The sequence below is a fragment of the Achromobacter sp. FW305-C-30-7 genome (assembly GCF_058783105.1).
Map to the genome: position 1 here is coordinate 135,450 of NZ_JBYSYI010000008.1, position 20,233 is coordinate 155,682.

The 20,233-nt window shown below is 65.5% G+C and carries 20 protein-coding genes; 12 read left to right on the forward strand and 8 right to left on the reverse strand.

Annotated features, from left to right (window positions below; genetic code table 11):
• Nucleotide 1 precedes the first annotated feature (1 nt).
• The gene (gene thiM / locus AC3WOB_RS24050; protein ID WP_492276370.1) at nucleotides 2–820 is read right to left on the reverse strand and encodes a hydroxyethylthiazole kinase; all 819 of its coding nucleotides are present in this window, start codon (nucleotides 818–820) and stop codon (nucleotides 2–4) included.
• Between the two features lie 15 nt (nucleotides 821–835).
• The gene (locus AC3WOB_RS24055; protein WP_088141226.1) at nucleotides 836–1,567 is read right to left on the reverse strand and encodes a GntR family transcriptional regulator; all 732 of its coding nucleotides are present in this window, start codon (nucleotides 1,565–1,567) and stop codon (nucleotides 836–838) included.
• Between the two features lie 216 nt (nucleotides 1,568–1,783).
• Between AC3WOB_RS24055 and AC3WOB_RS24060 the strand changes: the two genes are divergently transcribed.
• The 9 genes from AC3WOB_RS24060 to AC3WOB_RS24100 all read left to right on the forward strand — a co-directional run bounded on the left by AC3WOB_RS24060 (nucleotide 1,784) and on the right by AC3WOB_RS24100 (nucleotide 9,690).
• Entirely contained in the window at nucleotides 1,784–2,656 is an 873-nt protein-coding gene (locus tag AC3WOB_RS24060; protein WP_492276371.1) for a fumarylacetoacetate hydrolase family protein, read from the forward strand.
• The gene (locus AC3WOB_RS24065) at nucleotides 2,649–3,647 is read left to right on the forward strand and encodes an ornithine cyclodeaminase family protein (protein WP_492276372.1); all 999 of its coding nucleotides are present in this window, start codon (nucleotides 2,649–2,651) and stop codon (nucleotides 3,645–3,647) included. The genes AC3WOB_RS24060 and AC3WOB_RS24065 overlap by 8 nt, the downstream gene beginning before the upstream one ends.
• A 58-nt stretch (nucleotides 3,648–3,705) precedes the next feature.
• Entirely contained in the window at nucleotides 3,706–4,809 is a 1,104-nt protein-coding gene (locus AC3WOB_RS24070) for a cupin domain-containing protein (protein WP_492276373.1), read from the forward strand.
• A 35-nt stretch (nucleotides 4,810–4,844) separates the two neighbouring features.
• Nucleotides 4,845–5,336, forward strand: coding sequence for an aromatic-ring-hydroxylating dioxygenase subunit beta (locus tag AC3WOB_RS24075; RefSeq protein WP_013394552.1), 492 nt, complete (start codon nucleotides 4,845–4,847; stop codon nucleotides 5,334–5,336).
• A 22-nt stretch (nucleotides 5,337–5,358) separates the two neighbouring features.
• Nucleotides 5,359–6,627: an aromatic ring-hydroxylating dioxygenase subunit alpha gene (locus AC3WOB_RS24080; RefSeq protein WP_492276374.1), complete on the forward strand. Its 1,269-nt coding sequence runs from the start codon at nucleotides 5,359–5,361 to the stop codon at nucleotides 6,625–6,627.
• Nucleotides 6,628–6,629: 2 nt separating this feature from the next.
• Nucleotides 6,630–6,950, forward strand: coding sequence for a non-heme iron oxygenase ferredoxin subunit (locus AC3WOB_RS24085; RefSeq protein ID WP_492276375.1), 321 nt, complete (start codon nucleotides 6,630–6,632; stop codon nucleotides 6,948–6,950).
• Nucleotides 6,947–8,170: an NAD(P)/FAD-dependent oxidoreductase gene (locus AC3WOB_RS24090; RefSeq protein ID WP_492276376.1), complete on the forward strand. Its 1,224-nt coding sequence runs from the start codon at nucleotides 6,947–6,949 to the stop codon at nucleotides 8,168–8,170. Before AC3WOB_RS24085 ends, AC3WOB_RS24090 begins: the two co-directional genes overlap by 4 nt.
• 8 nt (nucleotides 8,171–8,178) lie before the next feature.
• On the forward strand, nucleotides 8,179–8,598 hold the full coding sequence (locus tag AC3WOB_RS24095; protein ID WP_492276377.1) for a nuclear transport factor 2 family protein: 420 nt from the start codon (nucleotides 8,179–8,181) through the stop codon (nucleotides 8,596–8,598).
• Between the two features lie 138 nt (nucleotides 8,599–8,736).
• Nucleotides 8,737–9,690, forward strand: a complete 954-nt coding sequence (locus tag AC3WOB_RS24100) for a Bug family tripartite tricarboxylate transporter substrate binding protein (protein WP_013394547.1) — start codon at nucleotides 8,737–8,739, stop codon at nucleotides 9,688–9,690.
• A gap of 47 nt (nucleotides 9,691–9,737) precedes the next feature.
• Here AC3WOB_RS24100 and AC3WOB_RS24105 read toward each other — a convergent pair whose 3' ends face one another.
• From AC3WOB_RS24105 to AC3WOB_RS24125, 5 genes are all read right to left on the reverse strand, one after another.
• Nucleotides 9,738–10,607 (reverse strand): ABC transporter ATP-binding protein, encoded by an 870-nt coding sequence (locus AC3WOB_RS24105; RefSeq protein ID WP_492276378.1) that lies wholly within the window; start codon nucleotides 10,605–10,607, stop codon nucleotides 9,738–9,740.
• A gap of 15 nt (nucleotides 10,608–10,622) precedes the next feature.
• Nucleotides 10,623–11,432, reverse strand: coding sequence for an ABC transporter permease (locus tag AC3WOB_RS24110; RefSeq protein ID WP_492276379.1), 810 nt, complete (start codon nucleotides 11,430–11,432; stop codon nucleotides 10,623–10,625).
• Entirely contained in the window at nucleotides 11,429–12,280 is an 852-nt protein-coding gene (locus AC3WOB_RS24115; protein WP_492276380.1) for an ABC transporter permease, read from the reverse strand. Before AC3WOB_RS24115 ends, AC3WOB_RS24110 begins: the two co-directional genes overlap by 4 nt.
• Before the next feature lie 9 nt (nucleotides 12,281–12,289).
• Nucleotides 12,290–13,399: an ABC transporter substrate-binding protein gene (locus tag AC3WOB_RS24120; RefSeq protein ID WP_492276381.1), complete on the reverse strand. Its 1,110-nt coding sequence runs from the start codon at nucleotides 13,397–13,399 to the stop codon at nucleotides 12,290–12,292.
• A 116-nt stretch (nucleotides 13,400–13,515) separates the two neighbouring features.
• Nucleotides 13,516–15,039: an amidohydrolase family protein gene (locus AC3WOB_RS24125; RefSeq protein ID WP_492276382.1), complete on the reverse strand. Its 1,524-nt coding sequence runs from the start codon at nucleotides 15,037–15,039 to the stop codon at nucleotides 13,516–13,518.
• Nucleotides 15,040–15,520: 481 nt separating this feature from the next.
• On the opposite strand from AC3WOB_RS24125, the gene AC3WOB_RS24130 reads away from it, so the two are divergent.
• The 3 genes from AC3WOB_RS24130 to AC3WOB_RS24140 are packed head-to-tail and all read left to right on the forward strand — an operon-like array spanning nucleotide 15,521 to nucleotide 18,946.
• The gene (locus AC3WOB_RS24130) at nucleotides 15,521–16,378 is read left to right on the forward strand and encodes a DUF2272 domain-containing protein (protein WP_492276383.1); all 858 of its coding nucleotides are present in this window, start codon (nucleotides 15,521–15,523) and stop codon (nucleotides 16,376–16,378) included.
• 10 nt (nucleotides 16,379–16,388) lie between these two features.
• Nucleotides 16,389–17,363, forward strand: coding sequence for an alkaline phosphatase D family protein (locus AC3WOB_RS24135; RefSeq protein ID WP_492276384.1), 975 nt, complete (start codon nucleotides 16,389–16,391; stop codon nucleotides 17,361–17,363).
• A 20-nt stretch (nucleotides 17,364–17,383) separates the two neighbouring features.
• Nucleotides 17,384–18,946, forward strand: a complete 1,563-nt coding sequence (locus tag AC3WOB_RS24140; RefSeq protein WP_492276385.1) for an amidohydrolase family protein — start codon at nucleotides 17,384–17,386, stop codon at nucleotides 18,944–18,946.
• 36 nt (nucleotides 18,947–18,982) lie between these two features.
• Here the strand turns inward: AC3WOB_RS24140 and AC3WOB_RS24145 are convergent, their stop codons facing one another.
• Entirely contained in the window at nucleotides 18,983–20,188 is a 1,206-nt protein-coding gene (locus tag AC3WOB_RS24145; protein ID WP_013394538.1) for a benzoate/H(+) symporter BenE family transporter, read from the reverse strand.
• Nucleotides 20,189–20,233 lie beyond the last annotated feature (45 nt).

The following is a 20,233-nucleotide window of genomic DNA, read 5'->3' on the forward strand; positions in this document are numbered from 1 at the left end:
GCTAGCGCAGCGGCGATTCCCGGCCAAGGTCGTCCGCTTCCAACGCCGCCAGCGCATCCAGGAAGCGCCACGCGAACGATCCAGGTCCTTGCGCCAGTTCACCGGCGCGCTGGCCGGCGATGGCGAAACACGACAAGGCGACAACAGCCGCCGAGTAGGGGTCTTCCTTGGACACTGCGGCGCAGGCGCCGACCAGCGCCGTCAGCGCGCAGCCGGTGGCCGTGACGCGCGGCATCAGGGGCGAGCCGCCCGCGATGCGCACGGCGCGCGTGCCGTCCGTGACGTAGTCGGTTTCGCCGGTGACCGCCACCACCGTGCCTAGGCTTGCGGCCAGGGCGTGGGCCGATGCTTCCGCCTGCGCGACGGCGTCGCCCGCATCCACCCCCTTGCCCGCGCTTTGTCCGCCGGCCAGCGCGATGATCTCCGAGGCATTGCCGCGGATGATGGCGGGCCGCAGGTCCAGCAGGCGCCGCACCGCGTCGCGGCGGAAGGCGGTGGCGTGGTGGGCCACCGGATCCAGCACCCAGGGAATGCCGGCCTCGTTGGCCGAGGCGGCGGTCAGCAGCATGCTGTCCAGCCAGGGCGAGGACAGGGTGCCGATATTGATCACCACCGCGCCGCAGAGGCGCGCGAACTCGGGTGCTTCCTCTTGGGCATGCACCATGGCGGGCGAGGCGCCCATGGCCAGCAGCACGTTGGCCGCGGTGTTCATGGATACGAAATTGGTCAGGCACTGCACCAGCGGCGCATCGCGGCGCAAGGCGGTGAAAAGCTCGCGCGAAATGAGCGCCTGGGCGGAAAGGTCTGGGGTGTGTTGCATGCGTAGGGGCTCTGATTAAGCGCTGACGTCCGACAGCCCGGGCTGCGCGGGCAGGGCGCCGCGCAGCGATTCCAGCAGCACGCGCTTGTTTTCACGGCTGCGGTAGGCGTGTTCGCGCATCAGGTTTTCCGCGCGCACGGCCTCGCGGCGCGTGATGGCGCGCAGCAGGTCTTCGTGGTCCGCCTGCGCGCGCAGCACGAACGGCGTTTCCAGCAGCGACGGCGTGGACGGCAGGGTCAGCGCGGCCGGGCCGGCCAGGGGCGTCTTGTTGTTGTGTTCCAGCGCCGACAAGAGCGCGCGGTTGCCCGCGGCTTCGCACAGGATCTCGTGAAAGCGCCGGTTGATCTGCCCCCAGGCGCGCGCATCCACCGTGGTGTTGGGATCGCGGCGGGCGGGCGCCAGCAGGGCGCGTCCTTCTTCCACCGCTTGCGACAGTCGGTCCAGCACGTCCTGCGAGGCGCCGCGCTCGGCCAGCAGGCGGGCCGCCATGCCTTCGAGCACGCCGCGCACGTCCACCGCATCGCCGATCTCGTCCACGGTAAAAGCTCGCACGCGGAAGCCGCGCGACGGCAGCCGTTCCAGCAAACCTTCCTTTTCCAGCTCGGTCAGCGCTATGCGCAGCGGGGTGCGCGACACGCCCAGGCGCGCCGAGAACTGCAATTCGACCACGCGTTCCCCGGGCTGCAGCACGCCTGAAAGCACCATGTCCCGGAGTTCCGAAATGACTTTATCGATTTGTGCGGCCATAGAGAGATGTGGGCGGATCCCGGTCTTTGAAGGCTTTCAGTGTACCGTCAAAATTGCATGCAATAGTCAATAAAAAAACCCTCTCCGCCTTGCGATTTATCAAAATTGCATGCAATAATTCGGAAAAACAGCGGTTCAAGTACGAATAAGGCGACGAATGCATGCAAAGAAATATCTCAATGCATGCGATAAGCCGCCGCAAGCACAGGAGACAACATGAGGCTCATCAGCTTCGTTCAGGCAGGCCGCAGCGCCTGGGGCGTGTTGCGCGGCACCGAGGTCGTGGCGCTGACGCAGATCTGGCCGGACATGGTCGCGGCGTTGGAGGCAGGGGTGGAGCAGATCGCGCGCGCCGCCGAGGCGCAAGACCCAGCGGCCTGTCTGCCCTTGGCCGGGTTGCGTCTGCTGCCGCCGGTCGTGGCACCGCGCAAGATCCTCTGCGTAGGGCTGAACTATGGCCGCCATGTGGCCGAGGCCGGGCGTGAGCTGCCCGCGCATCCCTCGCTGTTTGCGCGCTTTGCGGACAGTTTCGTCGGCCATGGCGACCCGGTGTGGAAACCGCAAGCTTCTGACCGGTTCGACTACGAGGCCGAATTGGCCGTGGTGATCGGCCGCGGCGGCCGCCACATCGCTGCCAAGGACGCCCTCGCTCACGTGGCTGGCTACACCTGCATGGCCGAGAACTCCGTGCGTGATTTCCAGAAGCACAACGCGCAAGTGACGCCGGGCAAGAACTTCGAGCGCAGCGGCGCGCTCGGCCCCTGTCTGGTCACCGCCGACGAGATCGGCGATCCGGCGCGCCTGGAAGTCATCTCGCGCCTGAACGGCGAGGTCATGCAGCACGGGCAGGTGTCCGACCTGATCTTCCCCATTCCCGAGCTGATTGCCTACATCAGCAGCTTCACCCGCCTGTCGCCCGGCGACGTGATCGCCACCGGCACGCCGGAGGGCGTGGGTTCCAGCCGCAAGCCGCCGCGCTTCATGAACGCCGGCGACACGCTGGAAGTCGAGATCCCCGGCATCGGGACGCTGGTCAACACGGTGACGGACGAGCCCGCCGCCGACCAACAAGGAGACGCGCATGACTGATGCGCTGCGGTACCTGACGGAACGGGACGTGGTCTCGGTGCTGGACATTCCCAAGGCGATCGAAGCCCTGCATGCCATGCTGGTCGCGCAAGGGCGCGAGCAGGCGCGCAACCTGCCCAAGGCGCTGGCGACCTGGGGCGACGGCAGTTCGATGCATGCATTGGGTTCGGTGCAGACCGGCGCCGGCGGCTATGCGGGATTCAAGACTTGGGTCCATACCAAGAACGGCGGCGGCTCGCTGTTCAGCCTGTTCGATGCCGAGTCGGGCTTTCTGCGCGCCGTGATCGAGGCGCGCGCGCTGGGCATGCTGCGCACCGCCGCGATCAGCGGCGTCGCCACGCGGGCGCTGGCGCCGGCCGACGCATCCTGTGCCGCGCTGATCGGCACGGGTCCGCAGGCCGTGACCCAGCTGGCCGCGCTGGCCGCCGTGCGCGATCTGCGCCGCGTGCGCGTCTACAGCCCCACGCCGGAAAAGCGCCGCGCCTTTATCGCCAGCGTGCAAGGCAAGTATCGATTCGAGGTCGAGGAAGCATCCAGCCTGGAGCAGGCGCTGGCCGGCGCGGAAATCGTCACCTTGATCACGCGCGCCGTCGAACCTTTCGTCGACGCGGCCATGCTGGCCGACTGCAGGCACCTGAACGCCGTGGGCGCGATCCTGCCGGCCAAGGCCGAATTCGCGCAGGACGTGTTCGAGCGCGCGGACCGAGTGGTGGTGGACGATATGGAGAACGCGCGCCGCGGCTCGCGTGAATTGCGCGAGCGCTTTGGCGCCGATGGCGCGCCGTGGCAAGACGTGGCGGTGCTGAGCGATCTGCTCGCCGCGGACGCAGGCCGCCCGCAGGAAGCGCGGCTGACGATCTTCAAGGGCATGGGCATGGGCCTGTCCGACCTGGCAATGGCGCGGGTGGTGTACGAGCACGCCCGCGACCACGGCCTGGGCGTGGCGCTGCCGCCCCAGACCCGCGAGAACCTGCTGCTGGCGCAGCCCTGAACCGAATTCGCATAACCGTACAGCCGGCGCGAGGCGCCGGCCGCAAGAGGAGAAACACATGTTCGTCGATGTCAGCGGCGCCAGTCCGCGGGAACAAAATAAATGGCCGTCCATCGTCATCCCCAAAGAGGATATCGATCTTGAGATTGCGCGCCTGACGGACGCGCCCCGGCCCGACAACGGCCGCCGCGCGTCCCTCATCGTGCATCCGGAAGCCACCGCGCCGGGCCTGGGCCTGGCCCCAGGCACTGACGTCACCATCAACGTGGTCAATCCGGGCGAATGCACGTTCAACCTGCGCAAGAACTCCAACATGCTGGAGATCTGTATCAGCGGCGAGGGTGTGGCCACCGTGGCCGGGCGCGATATCCGCGTCGGGCACTGGGACGTATGGAACACCCCCGCCATGCAGGTGCATTCCTACCGCAACGAGGGCAAGACGCCGTGGGTGCGCCTGTCGTACTCCAACGCGCCGCTGCTGGAAAAGCTGGAGATCCATTACGTCGAGGAGTTCGAGGGCAGCGTGCCGCCGGCCGACGCCAACACAAAGCCGGTGCCGCCGCGCGCGCCGGACGCGGCCCGTTCGCGCGACCTGGCGCTGCGCGAGCAGATCACGCCCGAGGGCGCCTGGCTGCTGGGCTATGAATGGCTGATCGACATCGACGTGCTGGAATCCAAGGCCCTGCACTGGCCCTGGTCGGCGGTCTCGCGCCAGCTGCCCAGCGTCGAGGACATGGCGCGCGGCTACAACGGCCGCCGCCTGTTCGTGCTGTACAACCCGGCGACCGAACGCCGCATCGGCACCACGCACAGCTTCTTCGCCACCATTTCCTCGTCGCCGCCGGACAACCATCACGTGCCGCACCGCCACAGCTCGTCGGCCATCAATTATTACCTGCGCGGCAACGGCTACAGCAAGGTCAACGGCACGCGGCTGGACTGGAAGGCGGGCGACCTGATCCTGTCGGCGCCGGGCTGGGCCATGCACTCGCATCACTCGGGCACGGAGACCACCTCCGCGCTGACGGTGCAGGACCATCCGCTGCAGATCGCCATGGAGTCGCTGATCTGGCAGGAGCGCATGCAGGAACCCATCCTGGCGCTGGGCAGCCAGAGCGGCTTCGAAAGCAACCGCGCGCAACTGGCCGCCACGGCGCGATAGCACGCGATTTCACAGAACCGATACCTGGATCCGCAATGACCATGACCGAGCTTTCCGACACCCCGGCGCTGCGCGCGCGCCTGCGGGACTTCTACGACGACTACGCCTACTGCCTGGACGAAGACCGGCTGGAGGACTGGCCTGGCTTCTTCACCGAAGACTGCCATTACCGCGTGTTGTCGCGCGAGAACCATGACGCCGGCCTGCCGCTGGGCCTGATCTACTGCATGAACAAGAACATGGTGCGCGACCGCGTCACGGCCCTGCGCGAAACCACCATGTTCGAGCCGCGTTCGCTGCGCCACTTCGTCAGCGGCGTGCGCGTGCTGGAAGTGCAGGGCGACCACATCGTGGCGCAGGCCAACTTCGCGGTGATGGAGTCGCTGTCCGACCGGGAACCCACCTTGAACATGGTGGGCCGCTATCTGGACGTGGTGCGCGTGACGCCCGAGGGCCTGGCCTTCAGCCGCCGCGACTGCGTGTACGACAACTACCGCGTGCGCACCTCGCTCATCGTTCCCATCTGAATCCGCCCCGAGGATACCTGTCATGACCTGTTCCCACACCACCGCGCCGGAGGCTCCGGCGGCGGCCCCCATCCATATCGAACGCCGCTGGCCCAAGGAGGGCTACACGCGCATCCCCAACTGGGTCTACACCGATCCCGCCATCTTCCAGAAGGAAATGGACGTGTTCTTCGGCGGCAAGACCTGGAACTACGTGGGCCTGGAATGCGAAGTGCCCGACGTGGGCTGCTACAAGCGCAACTGGATCGGCAACCGCCCCGTGGTCATGGTCCGCAACGCGGAAGGCGAGATCAATGTGCTGGAAAACCGCTGCGCGCACCGCGGCGCGCAGATCTGCTGGCAGAACACCGGCAAGGTCGAGGATTTCACCTGCCCCTACCACCAATGGAACTATGACCTGAACGGCAATCTGCAAGGCGTGCCGTTCCGCCGCGGTGCCATGGGCAAGGGTGGCATGCCGCGCGACTTCGATCCCAAGCAGAACGGCATCCGCAAGCTGCGCAGCGTGAACCGGGGCGGCTCGATCTGGGCCACCTTCGCCGAGGACGCGCCCAGCTTCGAGGATTACTGCGGCCCGGAAGTGCTGGCCGAGATCGACCACATGCTGCCGGGCAAGCCGCTCAAGTTGCTGGGCTACAGCCGTCAGCTGATCCCCAGCAACTGGAAGATGTACCTCGAGAACCTGAAGGATCCGTACCACGCCACGCTGCTGCACACCTTCTACATCACCTTCGGCCTGTGGCGCGCGGATTCCAAGTCCGAGTGCATCCCCACGGGCGGTGGCGCGCACAGCGTGATGGTGTCGCACAACGAGGGCAAGAAGAAGACCGAGGCCACCACGGAGATGAGCCGCTTCCGCGACGACCTCGAACTGCTGGACCTGGAGACGGTGACGCCGCGCGCCGAGTTCAACCGTGGCCGCGTCGGCGGCGCCTGGGTATTTCCCGCTGCCCAGTTCGGCATCCAGGCCAATTCGCTCAAGACCCGCCACGTCATCCCACGCAGTCCCACCGAGCATGAGCTGGTGTTCACCTACTACGGCTACGAGGACGACGACGAGGAGATGACCCGCCTGCGCCTGAAGCACGCCAACCTGCTGGGTCCCGCCGGCTTCGTGTCGATGGACGACAGCGAAATGCTGAACCAGGTGCAGATCGGCGTTACCGGTTATCCGGAAGCGCGCGGCATCGTCGAGATGGGCGGCCGCGATACCGAGCCCGCCGACTACATGGTGACCGAGGTCTTGATCCGGTCCTTCTACGACTACTACCGCCAGGCGATGGGGCTGTGAGCATGGATACCTGGAAACCTGTTGCGATGGTGTCGGACATTTCGCCCGACACCGGCACCCTGCGCGTGGTGCACGAAGGCGAGGGCGTCTGCCTCTACGATCTGCAGGGCGATATTTGCGCCACGCAGGACCGCTGCCCGCACGGCAACGCCAGCCTGGCCGATGGCTACCTGGAGGACGGCACCATCGAATGCCCGCTGCACCAGGGGGTCTTCGACATTCGTAGCGGCAAGCCGCAATGCCCGCCGGTCACGACGGACCTGCGCCGCTACGAGGTGCGGGTGGAGGCGGGCAGGGTGTACTTGAAGGCGGAGGCCGCATGAGCTCGGCCGCCATGGTGGTGGTCGGAGCGGGTCAGGCGGGCGGCTGGGCCGCGGCCACCTTGCGCGAGCGCGGCTACCAAGGCCGCATCGTGCTGCTGGGCGATGAAGCTCACGCGCCATACGAGCGTCCGCCCTTGAGCAAGGCGGTGCTGGGCGGCCAGGCCGTGCCTGAAAGCACCGAGCTGTTTTCGGCCGATCGGCTGGGCGCGCTGCGCATCGAGTTCCAGCCGAGCGTGGCGGCCACGCGCCTGCGCCTGGCTGACAGGCAGGTGGATACTTCGGACGGCGGCGCCATTGCCTACGACAAGCTGATCCTGTGCATGGGCGGCAGGCCGATAGTGCCCGCGCTGCCGGGCATCGACGGCCCGGGTGTGCACGTGCTGCGCACCCGTGGCGACGCCTTGCGCCTGCGCGCCAGCCTGGGACCGGGCCGCCGCCTGGTCGTGGTCGGCGGCGGGTGGATTGGGCTGGAGGTGGCGGCGACGGCGCGCCAGTCGGGCAGCGCCGTGACCGTGCTGGAGCAAGGGCCGCGGCTGTGCGCCCGCAGCGTGCAGCCCGGCGTCTCGGCGCATCTGGCCGCGCTGCATGCCGCGCATGGCGTGGACTTGCGGCTGAACACCGGCCTGCGCGCGGTGCTGGCGCAGGCGGACGGCCGTCCGGTGGCGGAACTGTCCGACGGCACCCGTCTGGACGCGGACGCCATCGTGCTGGGCGTGGGCCTGCGGGCCAATGACGAACTGGCGCGCGAGGCCGGCATCGCCTGCGAACGCGGCGTGCTGGTGGACGCATATTGCAGGACCTCGGCGCCCGAGGTCTACGCGGCGGGCGACGTCGCGGTGCTGGCGGCCGAGGACGGCCATGCGCGCATGGAGTCCTGGCAGAACGCGCAGGACCAGGGCGCGGCCGCCGCGCTGTCGGCGTTGGGCCTGGGCGAGCCTTATGCGCCGACCGGCGCCGTCTGGTCGGAGCAGTACGACGCCATGGTGCAGATCGTCGGATTTCCGGGCCTGGCCTGCAGCGAGGTGCTGCGGCCCCAGGCCGGGGACCGCGCCTTGCTGTCGGTGGCGCTGGACGCCGGCGGCCGCGCCGTGGCCGGCGTATCGGTGGATGCGGGGCGCGATTTCCGTCAGCTGCGCAAATGGATCGCGCAGCGCGCGGCCCTGGACCCGGCGTTGTTGCAGCGGCCGGATGTGCCGCTGGCCAGCGCCCAGATCGAATGAGGATCGCAATGGAAAACCCGATTTTGCCCATGCTGGCCAAGACGGCCTGCGAGTCCGTGGTGCTGGAATTTTTCCACGCCCTGGACACTCGGCGTCACGAGGCGGCGGCCGCGCTCATGGCCGAGGACGGCGTCTGGCAGCGGCAAGGACGCCGGCTCGCTGGCCGCCAGGAAATCCTGGACGCCCTGAATGCCCGCGCGCCGGAACGCAGCACCTGCCATGTCATCACCAACTTGCGGCTGATCGAACTGGCCGGCGCGCGAGCGACGGTCGGCTACTTCCTGACCGCCTACGACAGCGTGCCGCATGAACAAGGCGGCGCGCCGCGCCTGGTGGCCATCCGCGAATGCCAGGACGTGCTGGTGGAGACGGACGGCGGCTGGCGCTTGGCCGACAAGAGCAGCCGCCGCCATCTTCCGCCGGAATGACGGAATGAGCATCACCGAGATCCCCGCCTACCCCGAACCGATACAAGCTCGCGCGTCCGGACTATTCAAAAAGCAGCGGACGCGAAACTAAAATTCCTCAGGAGACAAACCGTGAAACCTTCAAGAATCTTGCAATGCATGTTGGCGGCCGCCTGTGCGGCCGTCGTGTCCGGCGTCCAGGCGCAACAGGCCGACTGGCCGACCCACCCGATCACGCTGGTGGTGCCGTTCGCGGCCGGGGGCGGCGGCGACACGCTGGCGCGCCTGGTCGCGGAACCGCTGTCGCGCGAACTTGGCCAATCCATCATCGTCGAGAACCGCCCCGGCGCGGGCGGCAATATCGGCACTTCGATCGCCGCGCGCGCCAAGCCCGACGGCTACACGCTGGCCTACGGCACCAACGGCACCCAGGCCACCAACCACTGGCTGTACAAGTCGCCGGGCTACGCGCCTTCCGACTTCGAGCCGATCTCGCGCTTCACGGTCATCGCCGCGGCGCTGGTGGTCAACGCCACGGACGAGCGCTTCAAGACCCTGGCGCAGCTGCTGGCCTATGCCAAGGCCAACCCGGGCGAACTGACCTGCGGTTCGGCGGGCAACGGCACGTCCTCGCACCTGGCCTGTGAGCTGCTGAACCAGATGGCGGGGACCAAGGTCATGCACATCCCCTACAAGGGCGGCGGCGCGGCCATGACCGATCTGCTGGGCGGCCGCATTTCGTTCATGATCGACGTGATGCCCAATGTGTCGGGGCAGATCGCGGCAGGCAAGCTGCGCGCGCTGGGCGTGACGACGCCGGAGCGGGTGGCGTCCAACCCGGACATTCCCACGATCAACGAGGCGGGCCTGAAGGGTTATGAGTTCTTCGCCTGGGACGGCCTGTACGCGCCCAAGGGTACGCCGGTGGCGGTGCTGGACAAGCTCAACGCCGCCGTCAACCGCGCGTTGCAGCAGCCCGAAGTGCGCAAGATGCTGGAGTCCCGCGGCGCCATTCCTTCGGCCACCTCGCGCCAGTCGCTGGCGGAGTTCGGCGCGGAAGAGTACGCGCGGCTGGGCAAGGTGGTGAAGGTGGCGGGCGCGTCGATCGACTGAGCGGCGGACCCTCGCAGTGGAAGCCGGCGGCGTGAGCCGCCGGCTTCCTACCAAGCCATGCGCAAGCGTCCCAATGCGGGCAAGGCTCCTACCGTGGCCGCCAGTCCTCCGGGAGGCGGCAGCGGTTCGTTGTCGGCCACGCGCCCGTCCGGATCGAGAAAATCGCTCAGCACGTCATCGCGCAGCCGGATGAAGCGCGGATCGCTGCGGTGGCGCGGATGCGGCAGATCGATGTCGACGATGCGGCGTATGCGGCCCGGACGCGGCTGCATCACCACCACGCGGTCGCCCAGGAATACGGCTTCTTCCACGTCGTGGGTGACCAGCACCATGGTGATCTTTTCGTGTTGCCAGATGCGCTGCAACTCGTTCTGCAACCGCGACCGCGTCAACGCGTCCAGGGCGCCCAGTGGCTCGTCCAGCAGTAGCACCCGCGGCCGATTGACCAGGCCGCGCGCGATCGCCACGCGCTGCGCCATGCCGCCCGAAATCTGGTGCGGGTAGGACTGCTCGAAGCCCTGCAATCCGACCAGCGCGATATGCTCGGCCACCAGCTCGCGTTTTTCCGCCTTCGACAAGGGCGCGTTGCGTAGCGCCGTGGCGATATTGCGTTCCACATTCAGCCATGGGAAAAGGCGATGGTCCTGGAACACGATGCCGCGGTCCAGGCCCGCGCCTTGCACTGGCTTGCCATCCAGCAGGATCTGGCCGGAGTAGTCGCCGTCCAGCCCCAGGATCAGGCGTAGCAGCGTGGATTTGCCGCAGCCGCTGGCGCCCACGATGCTGACGAAGCGCCCGGCGGGCACGTCGAGGTTGATGTCGTGCAGCACTTGCAACGCCTGCGCGCCGTCGCCGGGGCCGGCATACCGCTTGCCCACGCCGCGGATACTCAATTCCTTGCCGAAGATACTCGTCATTCCTTTCCTTCTTTCTCAGGCGGCGCCGGGGCGGTGCCGCGTCAGCCGGCGCTCGAGCGCGCGGGCCCATGCATTCATGGTCCATCCCACCAGGCCGATCACGAACATGCCGAAGATCACCAGGTCCATCTGGAAGTGTTCGCTGCCTTCGATCAGGGTGTTGCCGATGCCGTGGCCGGCCACCAGCAGGTACTCCGCGCCTATGGTCGCCAGCCAGGAGTAGATCAGCGCCAGGTACACGCCGGTGAAGATCGAAGGCGCCGCCGACGGCAGCACCACGTGCAGCAAGGTCTGCCAGCGGGAATAGCCGAACACGCGTGCTACCTCCAGCAGGGCCGTGGGCGTGCTGCGTATGCCGTCGCAGGTATTGACGACCACGGGCACCAGGGCCGCAAGCGACAGGAACGTTACCTTGGCCACGTCGCCCAGGCCGAACCAAACCGAGATCAGCGGAATCCAGGCGAACAGCGAGATCTGCTTGAAGGTATTGAAGCTGGGGCCCACGATGCGGTTGAACAGCGGCAGCAGCCCCAGCAGCGCGCCGAGTATCAGGCCGAGCGCGGTGCCTATCGCGAAGCCGGTGAATTCACGCGCCAGGCTCGCGCTCAACGCGCGCCACAGCCTGCCCGAGGAGATCTGGCTGACCGCGGTATCCAGCACCTTGCCCGGCGACACCAGCAAGGGCGTGGAGACCCAGTCCAGCCGCGCCAGCGCCCACCAGACCAGGATTGCGGCAACGGGCAGCACCAGGCCGCGCCAGCGTGCTTGCAGCCAACGGTTTGCGCGGCGGGCGGCAGGAGGCGAGGAGATGAACGCCGCCGTCATGCCTGGGCTCCCGTGGGCGTCGTACCCAGGCGGGTAGCGGCGTGGCCGCCGCCCGCGCGGACTTCGGCCAGGTCCAACAACTTGTCGATGGCATAGCCGATGGCGCCCACCACGATCACCGCCGCCATCACCAGGTCCAGCTGGAACAACTGGCGGCCATAGACGATCAGGTAGCCCAGCCCTTCGCTGGACGCGACCAGCTCCACCACGACCAGCGACAGCCAGGCCTTGGTGAAGCCCAGGCGCAGGCCGGTGAAGAGCGTGGGCAGCGCATGCGGCAGCACCACTTCCAGTACCTGCTGGCGGCGCGTGTAGCCATAGACGCGGGCCACTTCCAGCAAGTTGGCCGGGGTCTGCCGGAATCCCTGCAAGGTGTTCAGCGTCACCGGCACCAGCGCGGCCTTGGCGATCAGGATGTACTTCAGCGGTTCGCCTATGCCTACCAGCAGCAGCACGAAGGGCAGCCAGGCCAGTACCGGAATCTGCACCAGCGCGTTGAAGGTGGGCAAGATGTAGGCTTCCAGCGGACGCCACAATCCCATCGCCGCGCCCAGCGCCAGGCCCAGCGCGCTGCCGACCGCGAAGCCCACCAGCACGCGCTGCATGCTGGCCTGCACGTGCAGCCAGAGATCGCCGCTGTCGTAGAGATCCTGCAAGGTCAGCCAGACGAAGTGGGGCGAAGGCAGCACCTGCGGGGAGATCCAGCCCTGCGCCGCGCCCAGCTGCCAGAGCGCAAGCAGCGCCAGCGGCAGCAGCCAGGGCAGCAGGCGGCCGCCGGCGTTGCGCAGCATATCAAGAGGTGCATGGCGCGCGGACGGCAGCGGCGCGCTCAGAGTATTCGCGGACATGACCACTCCTTATCGCGCCGTGCCGGCGTTGGCCTGGCGCTCGCCGGATGCCGGCTGGCCCTGCGCATTGAACGCGGTCCAGCGGGTGGCAAGATTGGCCTTGCGCAGCGCGGCGTCGAGGTAGCGCGGCTCGAACCAGCCGTCCACGCTCACGGGACGGCGGATCAGCTTCAGTTTCAGCGCATCGTCCGCCACGGCCTGGTAGCGCGCGGCGAGGAACTGGTCCAGCAGCGGCGAGTTGCGCACGGCCAGCACTTCGCCTTCGAACTCCGCCTGCCAGGACGCGTAAGGCGTGCCGCTGCGCGCCCAGAGCTTGAAGAGCGCGTCGCGGTTCTGTTCGTCGGAGGACCATTGCGCGGCGCGCACGAACACGTCGACCACGCGCTGCACGGCTTCGGGGTTCTCCTTTTCGAAGTCCTCGCGCACCAACAACGACGCCTGGCGGGTGAACGAGGGATCCTGGCCCTTGGTCGAGTAGATGATGCGCGCCAGACCCTGGTCGCGCAGCTTGAAGTACTCATAGCCGCCAAAGGCGGCGTCCACGCCATTGGAGACCAGCGCCGCCTGCGCGCTGCCCGTGTCCAGGTTGACGCCCTTGATGTCGCGCTCGGTCAGCTGACGCGAGGCCAGCACATTGATCGCGACCAGATGGCCATTGGTGCCGCGGAAGATCGACACCTTCCGGTCCTTCAAATCGTCCAGCGATTGCAGCGCGGAATCCTTGGGCGTGGAGACGTACAGGTTGTTGCGCACGCCGCTACCCAGCAGGATGCGGGTCTTCAACCCGTTGGAGCGGCCCACCACCGACGGCAGGTCGCCCTGGTAGGCAAAATCGATCTGCTTGTTCGAGAGCGCTTCGTTGACCGCCGGGCCGGCGCCCTTGAAGAACAGCCATTGCACCTGGGTGCCGGTGCCCTGGAAGGCTTCCTCCAGCCAGTTGTTGGCGCGCGCCACGCCGCCCGGCGAGCCGCCCCAGGTGATGGGGTCGCCGCCGCCGGCGGTCGCCACGCCGATACGGACCACGTCGGGCACGGCCAGGGAGGCGAGACTGACGGCGCACAAGGCAGCGCCCAGCATCAGGCGTGAAATCAGGCTGTGGGGAGAGAACAGGGTGCGCATGGTCGTTCCAAATGGTGATGATGAAAACAGGCCCGGGCTGGCGCGCGCTGGCCGCGGGCAGGACTAGCCACCCGCCGGCGTATGCGGACGGGCGGAATTGCCGGATAGCAATAAGGTCAGGCCGCGCGCTTCTGGGCGCGCGCCTGCAGCTTCTGCTCGATGCGCGTGCCCTTGAAGAACTCGGGGTGCGCCTGGGTATAGAAGCGGTAGGGGTTGTCGAACACCAGGGCCTTAAAATCCGCCGCGGAGATCACGCCGTCCTCGACCAGGTCCCAGCTCTCTGCCAGCGGTTCGGTCAGGTCGGGTACGTCCCAGTGGCCGACGTCCGACGACCAGATCGCGTTGAGCTTGGTGTTCAGCGGATTGGCGCGGTCGTTGAAGGCGGCGCCTATGGTCCGGTCGTCGGCCTCCGAGCCGAAGTAGAAGCTGTCGACCCAGCGCTTGCGGATGTCCTCCACGCTTTCGATGCCGGCCGCTGCGAAGTCGTCGAGCTCATCGCCCTGGGGCTCGCGGCTGTGATGCAGCGCCGACAGGCCCAGGCTGTCGCGCAGCAGGGTGTCCTTGTTGATTTCGCGTCCGTTCAGCAGTCCGGCGCCGTAGCGCTCGAACAGGTCTGCCAATAGCTCCACGTCGGCGTTGGCCGGGTTGTACTGCTGCACGGCGTTGCGGTTGCGCTTTTCCCAGCGGTCCACCAGGTGCGCATACACATGCGCGCCCCAATCCGCGCCACCCTCCAGCAAGGCCACGCGCAGATCGGGAAAGCGCCGGGTCACGCCGCCGAAGAACAGCGCCTTGGCGAAGGCCTGGGAACCGTCGGCGAAGTGGCCGATATGGTTGAACATGTAATTGCTGATGGAGTGGCGCCCGGTCCAGCCCTGGCTGCCGTAGTGGGTGGCGAGCGGCACGCCCAGTTCCACCGCCTTGGCCCAGAACGGGTCGTAGTCGTACTCGCTGTCCAGGCCGAAGAAGTCGACGTAGGACGCATGCCGCGCGATCTCCGGGTACTCCGCCGGCGGGTACTTGTCGGCGATGGCCTTGATCGGCCGGCGCACGCCGCCCGGAATGTTCGCCACCTTCAGCCCCAGCGTCTTGACGGCGAATTCGAGTTCTTCAATGGCTTCCTGCGGCGTGTTCAGGGGAATGCCCGCCACGGGCGTCAGCCGGTCGCTGTACTTGCGGTACTGGTCCGCATGGAAATGGTTGATCGCGCGATGCAAGGGCTGACGGTATTCGTCGCCTGCGCCCAGCGGCGCCAGCACGTCGTTGGGGAACAGGATGGAATAGTCGGAGCCTTGCTCCTCCAGGCGTTCATATAGCAGCTCCGGCAGCGTGACCGTGGCCAGGTCCAGGGTATTGCGCGTGACGCGCGCCCACCAGGGCGAACGCAGCGTGCGGTTGTGTTGTCGTTCCGCGGGCGTCTGCTGATACCAGTCCTTGCCCTGGGACTTGGTGGCGAAGCGCGAGCCCTGCGTCTTGCGCAGCACGTCCACCAGCTTGGAGCCGCCATAGTGCTGGATGTAGTCCTCCAGCACAGGCGCATAGTCGTTGACGTGTACGTCGGTATCGATCACGGGATAGTCCAGCTTCGCCTTGATGGCGGCGGAGCGGGAAGCCTGGGTACGGTGCAGCCGGTCGTTCATGCGGGTCTCCGAGAGTGAAACGGACGCGGCGCCTTGCGGATTCAGCAAGGCCGGCGCGGACAGGTCACAGTACGGGAGATGGTCGTCAGGCCAAACGACCGATACGCAATTTCTAACTGAGTGATGTGCTTATGGCTTGGGTGTGGCAATGGACGGGTCTTGCGGTCCGCATACTCAAATTTGGGTATGCGCCGACAAAAAGACACTCCTAACATGGTTTCGGCCAAGGCCGCGCACATCGCTCCTATGGCAATAACTTGAGGGGAGCACCTCTTGCCCGGGATTTCCGTGTGTGCGGATGGTATCTGCGCCATTGTGTTTCATGCAATTGGCGGAGAGATGATGCGGATCTTTTCACGTACTTTGGCTTGCACTGCACCTTGGAAAAGGTGCCGGCTTTTGCATATTGAGTTGATAGAGATCGTTGTCTCGGTTTGGCGTGCACAGCGGCCAATGCCCGGGTGCGGTCAGGGAGCGTCTCATGAAGCGTTTCGTCAATGTCGAGGCTGTCAACCTGCGGGCCACGCCCAGTACTGCGAAGAACTCACCGATCGGCAGTCTCACGCTAGGCGAGGAAATCTTCGATCTGGGGGACGCGCCCGGTGGGTGGCATCACGTTCAAACGGAAATTGGCGGGGTGCCGCTCCAGGGATACTCGGTTGACGGCCTGGCGGACTCGAAGTTCAAGTGGGCCAAGGCCAAACAGCCAACGTTGCGGTCACCCGCTACGCGCGCTCGCGAAGCGCTTGTGGCGGCCGCGGTGGAGCAGTGGCTTCGATTCGACAAAGGGCAGGGTAAAGAGAACGCTGAACCCTATAGCAGCTACATCCACGAAATGTGGAAGGCGCTGGGTAAGAACCTGACCGGAAAAGATACTGATTACCCCTGGTCTGCCGTTGCCATTTCCCTCATGGTAAGGAACGCGGCGAAGGTTATCCCGGAGTACCAGGCCTTCAAGCAGTCCATCGGCCACGCGAGGTTCATGTGGGATGCCATCAAGAAGGGGGCGAGCAAGGATGCGTCCGCGCCGTTCTGGGGTGTTCCCTTAACGGAAGACAAGCCGCAGGTCGGCGACATCATCGGCAGTTGGCGGGGAACTCCCTTCACGTTCGACCAATATCTCGCCGCGACGAAAAATCCGGAGGCTCCTAGCCATTCTGACATTGTCGTGGCGGTAGGTTCCGAGGTTGCATTGGCCGTGGGCGGCAACGTCAGGCAATCCGTCTTCGTCACCGGATACCAGCTGACCGCCGACGGAAAACTCGGAAAGAACCAGCGGTTCGATAAGGGAAAGTTGGTTGGAGAAGCAATTGTCCTGATGAAAAATCGAATCGCTTGAGGGAACTCTTATGCGCATCGCATTTGCGTCCTGCATCGCCACCAATGTATTCAATGACCAACCCGTTTGGGACTGGATCAGGGCGCAAGCGCCAGATCATCTGATCTTGCTCGGCGACAGCATGTACCTGGACATACATGTCGAGGAAGCAGGGCATCCAAAAGATATGGGCGTGGACGACTTTGCCAAGCATGCGTTTTCTCGGTACAGCGAGCTGCTTCAGCAGGCGCAGTTCTCAAGACTTGTGAAGTCCTTGCCAACAGGTCGTGTCTGGACGACTTGGGACGATCACGACTGCCTATGGAATGATGTGCTGGGAGCGGTTGCCAGGGAAAGCCCCGCTCAGGCGCCGAAACTGCGTATCAGCACTGCCCTGCATGAGGCGTTTCGTAGGACTCTGAAGAAAGGCATGGCGGCGGGCTCATTTCCCAATGCCTACAATGCTCCGTCCCTTTGGAAGGAGAATCAGCCGCCTCTGGAATCGCCAAGTATCAAGCTGTCGAATGACGTGATGTTGCATCTTGCCGATGTGCGTAGCTGGCGTACGGGAACCTGGCTGATTCCAGACGACGCGCGCACGATATTGGGCGCCCGACAAAGAGCCGGCTTCGACGCTGCTATGGAGCGCGCGCCTGATGCCATTCACCTCTTCGCCAGTGGCTCAACCTGTGCTGATTACAAGGTTGGGTATGCCGGTGACTGGGAGTGGCTGCTTGGTCGGGCAGCCATCAGCAAGATCCTGGTGCTCAGCGGCGATATCCACCGTAACGAGTCTGATGCTTTTTACACCACGGGTTGGCCCCTGCATGAGGCGACCTCATCGGGCGCGGCAGTGAAATACGCCGTGACGGTAGGAGAGACGTACAGGAACTATGGTCTCGTCGATATCGACGAGACGCACGTTTCATTTTCTTTTTTCGCGGAGAACCAGCCTGAGCCGCGCCATTCGCGCAAACTAAGCCGCGCGAGCTGGCTCCCTGTATGAAACCCCGGCGTCGCGAACTCTTGAGCGCGCTCGCCGTGCTGCCCTTTGTTGGGGGCTGCCGATGGCCGCGCCGAGCTTCGGAAAACGCTCAAGGCAGCGCTCCGCCCGAGGGCCTCAGCCCTATCCTCACACCGCGTCCTGGGCGGAAGGCCGAGGGCGCTCCGGCTTGGGTGGTCGATACCCACGCGCACTTCTTTAATGCCAGCGATGTGCCGGTGGAAGGATTCCTGGCGGGACCGGTTGCGCATAGCAGGTCCGGAGTATCCAGGACGCTGATTAGGGCATTGGCCCCACTTGCCGGCCGGATTGCATCCCTGGCGCCGACCGCCGATGAAGAAATCAAAGAGCTTGTCGGGATGGCCCGCAACCATGCGGTAATGGGCCTGCCGCCAGAGGCAAGCGAAACTGTCCTGCACCAGCGGCGAGCAGAGTTCTTGAAAAGACAGTCAGCCTTCTTCTTCGAGGTGGTACGAGGAACCGAATTTGAGACGATCTACAACGATGCGGCGCCAGCGAGCTTTACACAGGGAGGGGTGGACGGAAACTTGGGACCGGACACGATGGCAATGGTTTTTCAAGCCACCGAGACCGGAGGACTGGTAGAACCCATGAGCGATGGCGAGGCCCAGGGGGGAGGAGCATATCGCGAAGGTGTTGTGGGTTTTGTGGGATACATGCTGTCTTATCGATGGATGAACCTGCTCGCGTACCAGCAGTCGTTCACCACCGGTGACCAGGCTTTCGGGGTGGATCGCGTGTTTGCTTCCTTGGTCGACTTTGATTATTGGTTGGCTCCCGCAGCCCTTTCATCGCAAGAGAGCCAGATAGCGCTGCATCAGTTGCTTTCAGTGCTGTCGAATGGATACATGCGCCCCTTGGTTGCGTACAACCCCTGGAGTGCGGTGCTGGACCCCAAGCGGGTGCGCTTGCGGGTGGCCGACGCGATAGAAAGGCGGGGGTTTGTCGGTATCAAGATTTACCCGCCGAACGGATTCAGGCCGCTTGTAAACCCTGACGTTCACCCGATGCGCCCGGGGATACCCTCGGGCGCAGCCCTGGAACGTGAGCTGACGGCGATGTGGAACATTGCCCAGCGTCTGGACGTACCGGTGATGGCTCACGGCGCATCAACAATGGGGTTGGATGACCTGCATGACGAGTACGCAAGCCCGCAGGGATGGACGCAAGCGCTGATGAAACTGGACTCGCCCCGTGTGAACATCGGCCACTTTGGGGGAGACGATCTTGAGGGTTGGTCAGCCGGGTTTGCCGCACTGATGGAGGCTGGCGCGGGGAAGAACCTCTATGGCGATACGGGTTACTGGGAAAATCTGAGATGTGGAAAGTTGGAGAGTTGCATCGCGCGCGATCAATTGAAGAGGATCTTCGAAACTCATGCAGTGCTGAGTGCCAGGCTCATGTATGGCAGCGATTGGCACATGCTCTCTCAAGAGCGCGCATGGGCCCGGTATCCGTCGGAAATCTTGCGAGCGACGAGAGATTTCATAAATCCTGAATCGCTCTTTGGAGGCAATGCGATTGGCTGTTTTGGCAAAGCAGCACAACCGCCTCCGGCTTCTTGAGTCAGTACTTGTGCGCCGTCCGCACGGTTTTGGCCATCAGGTCTTCGAAAAATCCGCGCGCTCCAGGATGAAGCTGGTCGCCACGCCGAACACCACGCCCCAGAACGGCGCGCCGATGCCAAGCAGGGGCAGGCCGCCCAGGGTCACCAGGAAGGCGACCAGGGCGCCCAGCGTGAAGTGCTGGCGGAAAGCGGTATGGAACGCGCCTTGCAGGATGCGCAGGAGCGCCAGCCCCGCCAGCGTGGCCACGAAGGCGGCGGGCGTGGCCAGCAGCGCCTGCGTGACCAGCGGCGAAAACAGGCCGAACACGATCACCATCACACCCAGGAAGATCGCGGCCAGCCAGTGCCGCGACGCGTCGGCGCCGGAGGCGATGATGGCGTTCGATGGACCGGCCAGACAGGTCGAGACGCAGCCCAGGCAGGCGGTCAGCGCCGAGAACACGCCGCAGGCGTTGGTGATCGCATTGACCGGCGGACGATGCAGCGAATTCCTTAGCACCGCAATCCCTTGCGCGTTCTGCACCGCGATCACGGTCACGGCCAGAGGCAGCACCAGCTCAAATGCCGCGGCCCAGGAGAATACCGGCGCGTAGAACTGCGGGCTGGCCACCGAGGTCGCCAGCGTGACGTGTTCCAGCTGTGGCGCTCGTCCCATGAACATCAGCACGCCTATTCCCGCGATCAGCGCGCCGATAATGGGCGATAGCCGCTTTTGCACGGCAGGGAAGACCGAGACCAGGAAGAAGGTGGCGGTCATGACGCCCGCGAGCCAGGGATCGGATGCGAACGACTTGATCCAGTCCAGCGCGAAGCTGAGGAAGACGCCGGCGACCATGCCCATGACGATGGGCATGGGGATGCGGTCCATGATGGCGCCGACCCAGCCCGTCAATCCCAGCACCAGCATCAGCGCGGCGGTCAGCAGATAGGCGCCGATGACCTCGGCAAAGGGCAGATGTTGCAGGGCGCTGGCGACCAGCACCGCGCCGGGGATGGTCCAGAGGAAGGCGAGCGGCTGCCGGTAGATGGCGGACATCACGATGGTGAGGATGCCGTTGAGCACGAATGCGGCAAAGATCCACGAAGCCAGGGTGGCCTGGCTGAGGCCTCCCTTCACGCCCGCGCTCAGGATGATGGCCACCGGCGCGGATGCGGAGAACAGGAAGGCGACGAAAGCGTTCGTTAGCTCGGTTGCCGGGAATGACGATGGAGCGGCTGGAATCGTGTCTGGGTGGGCCATGGACTTATCTCATTAATGAGTGAAGCATCTTGCCGGGCACCGACA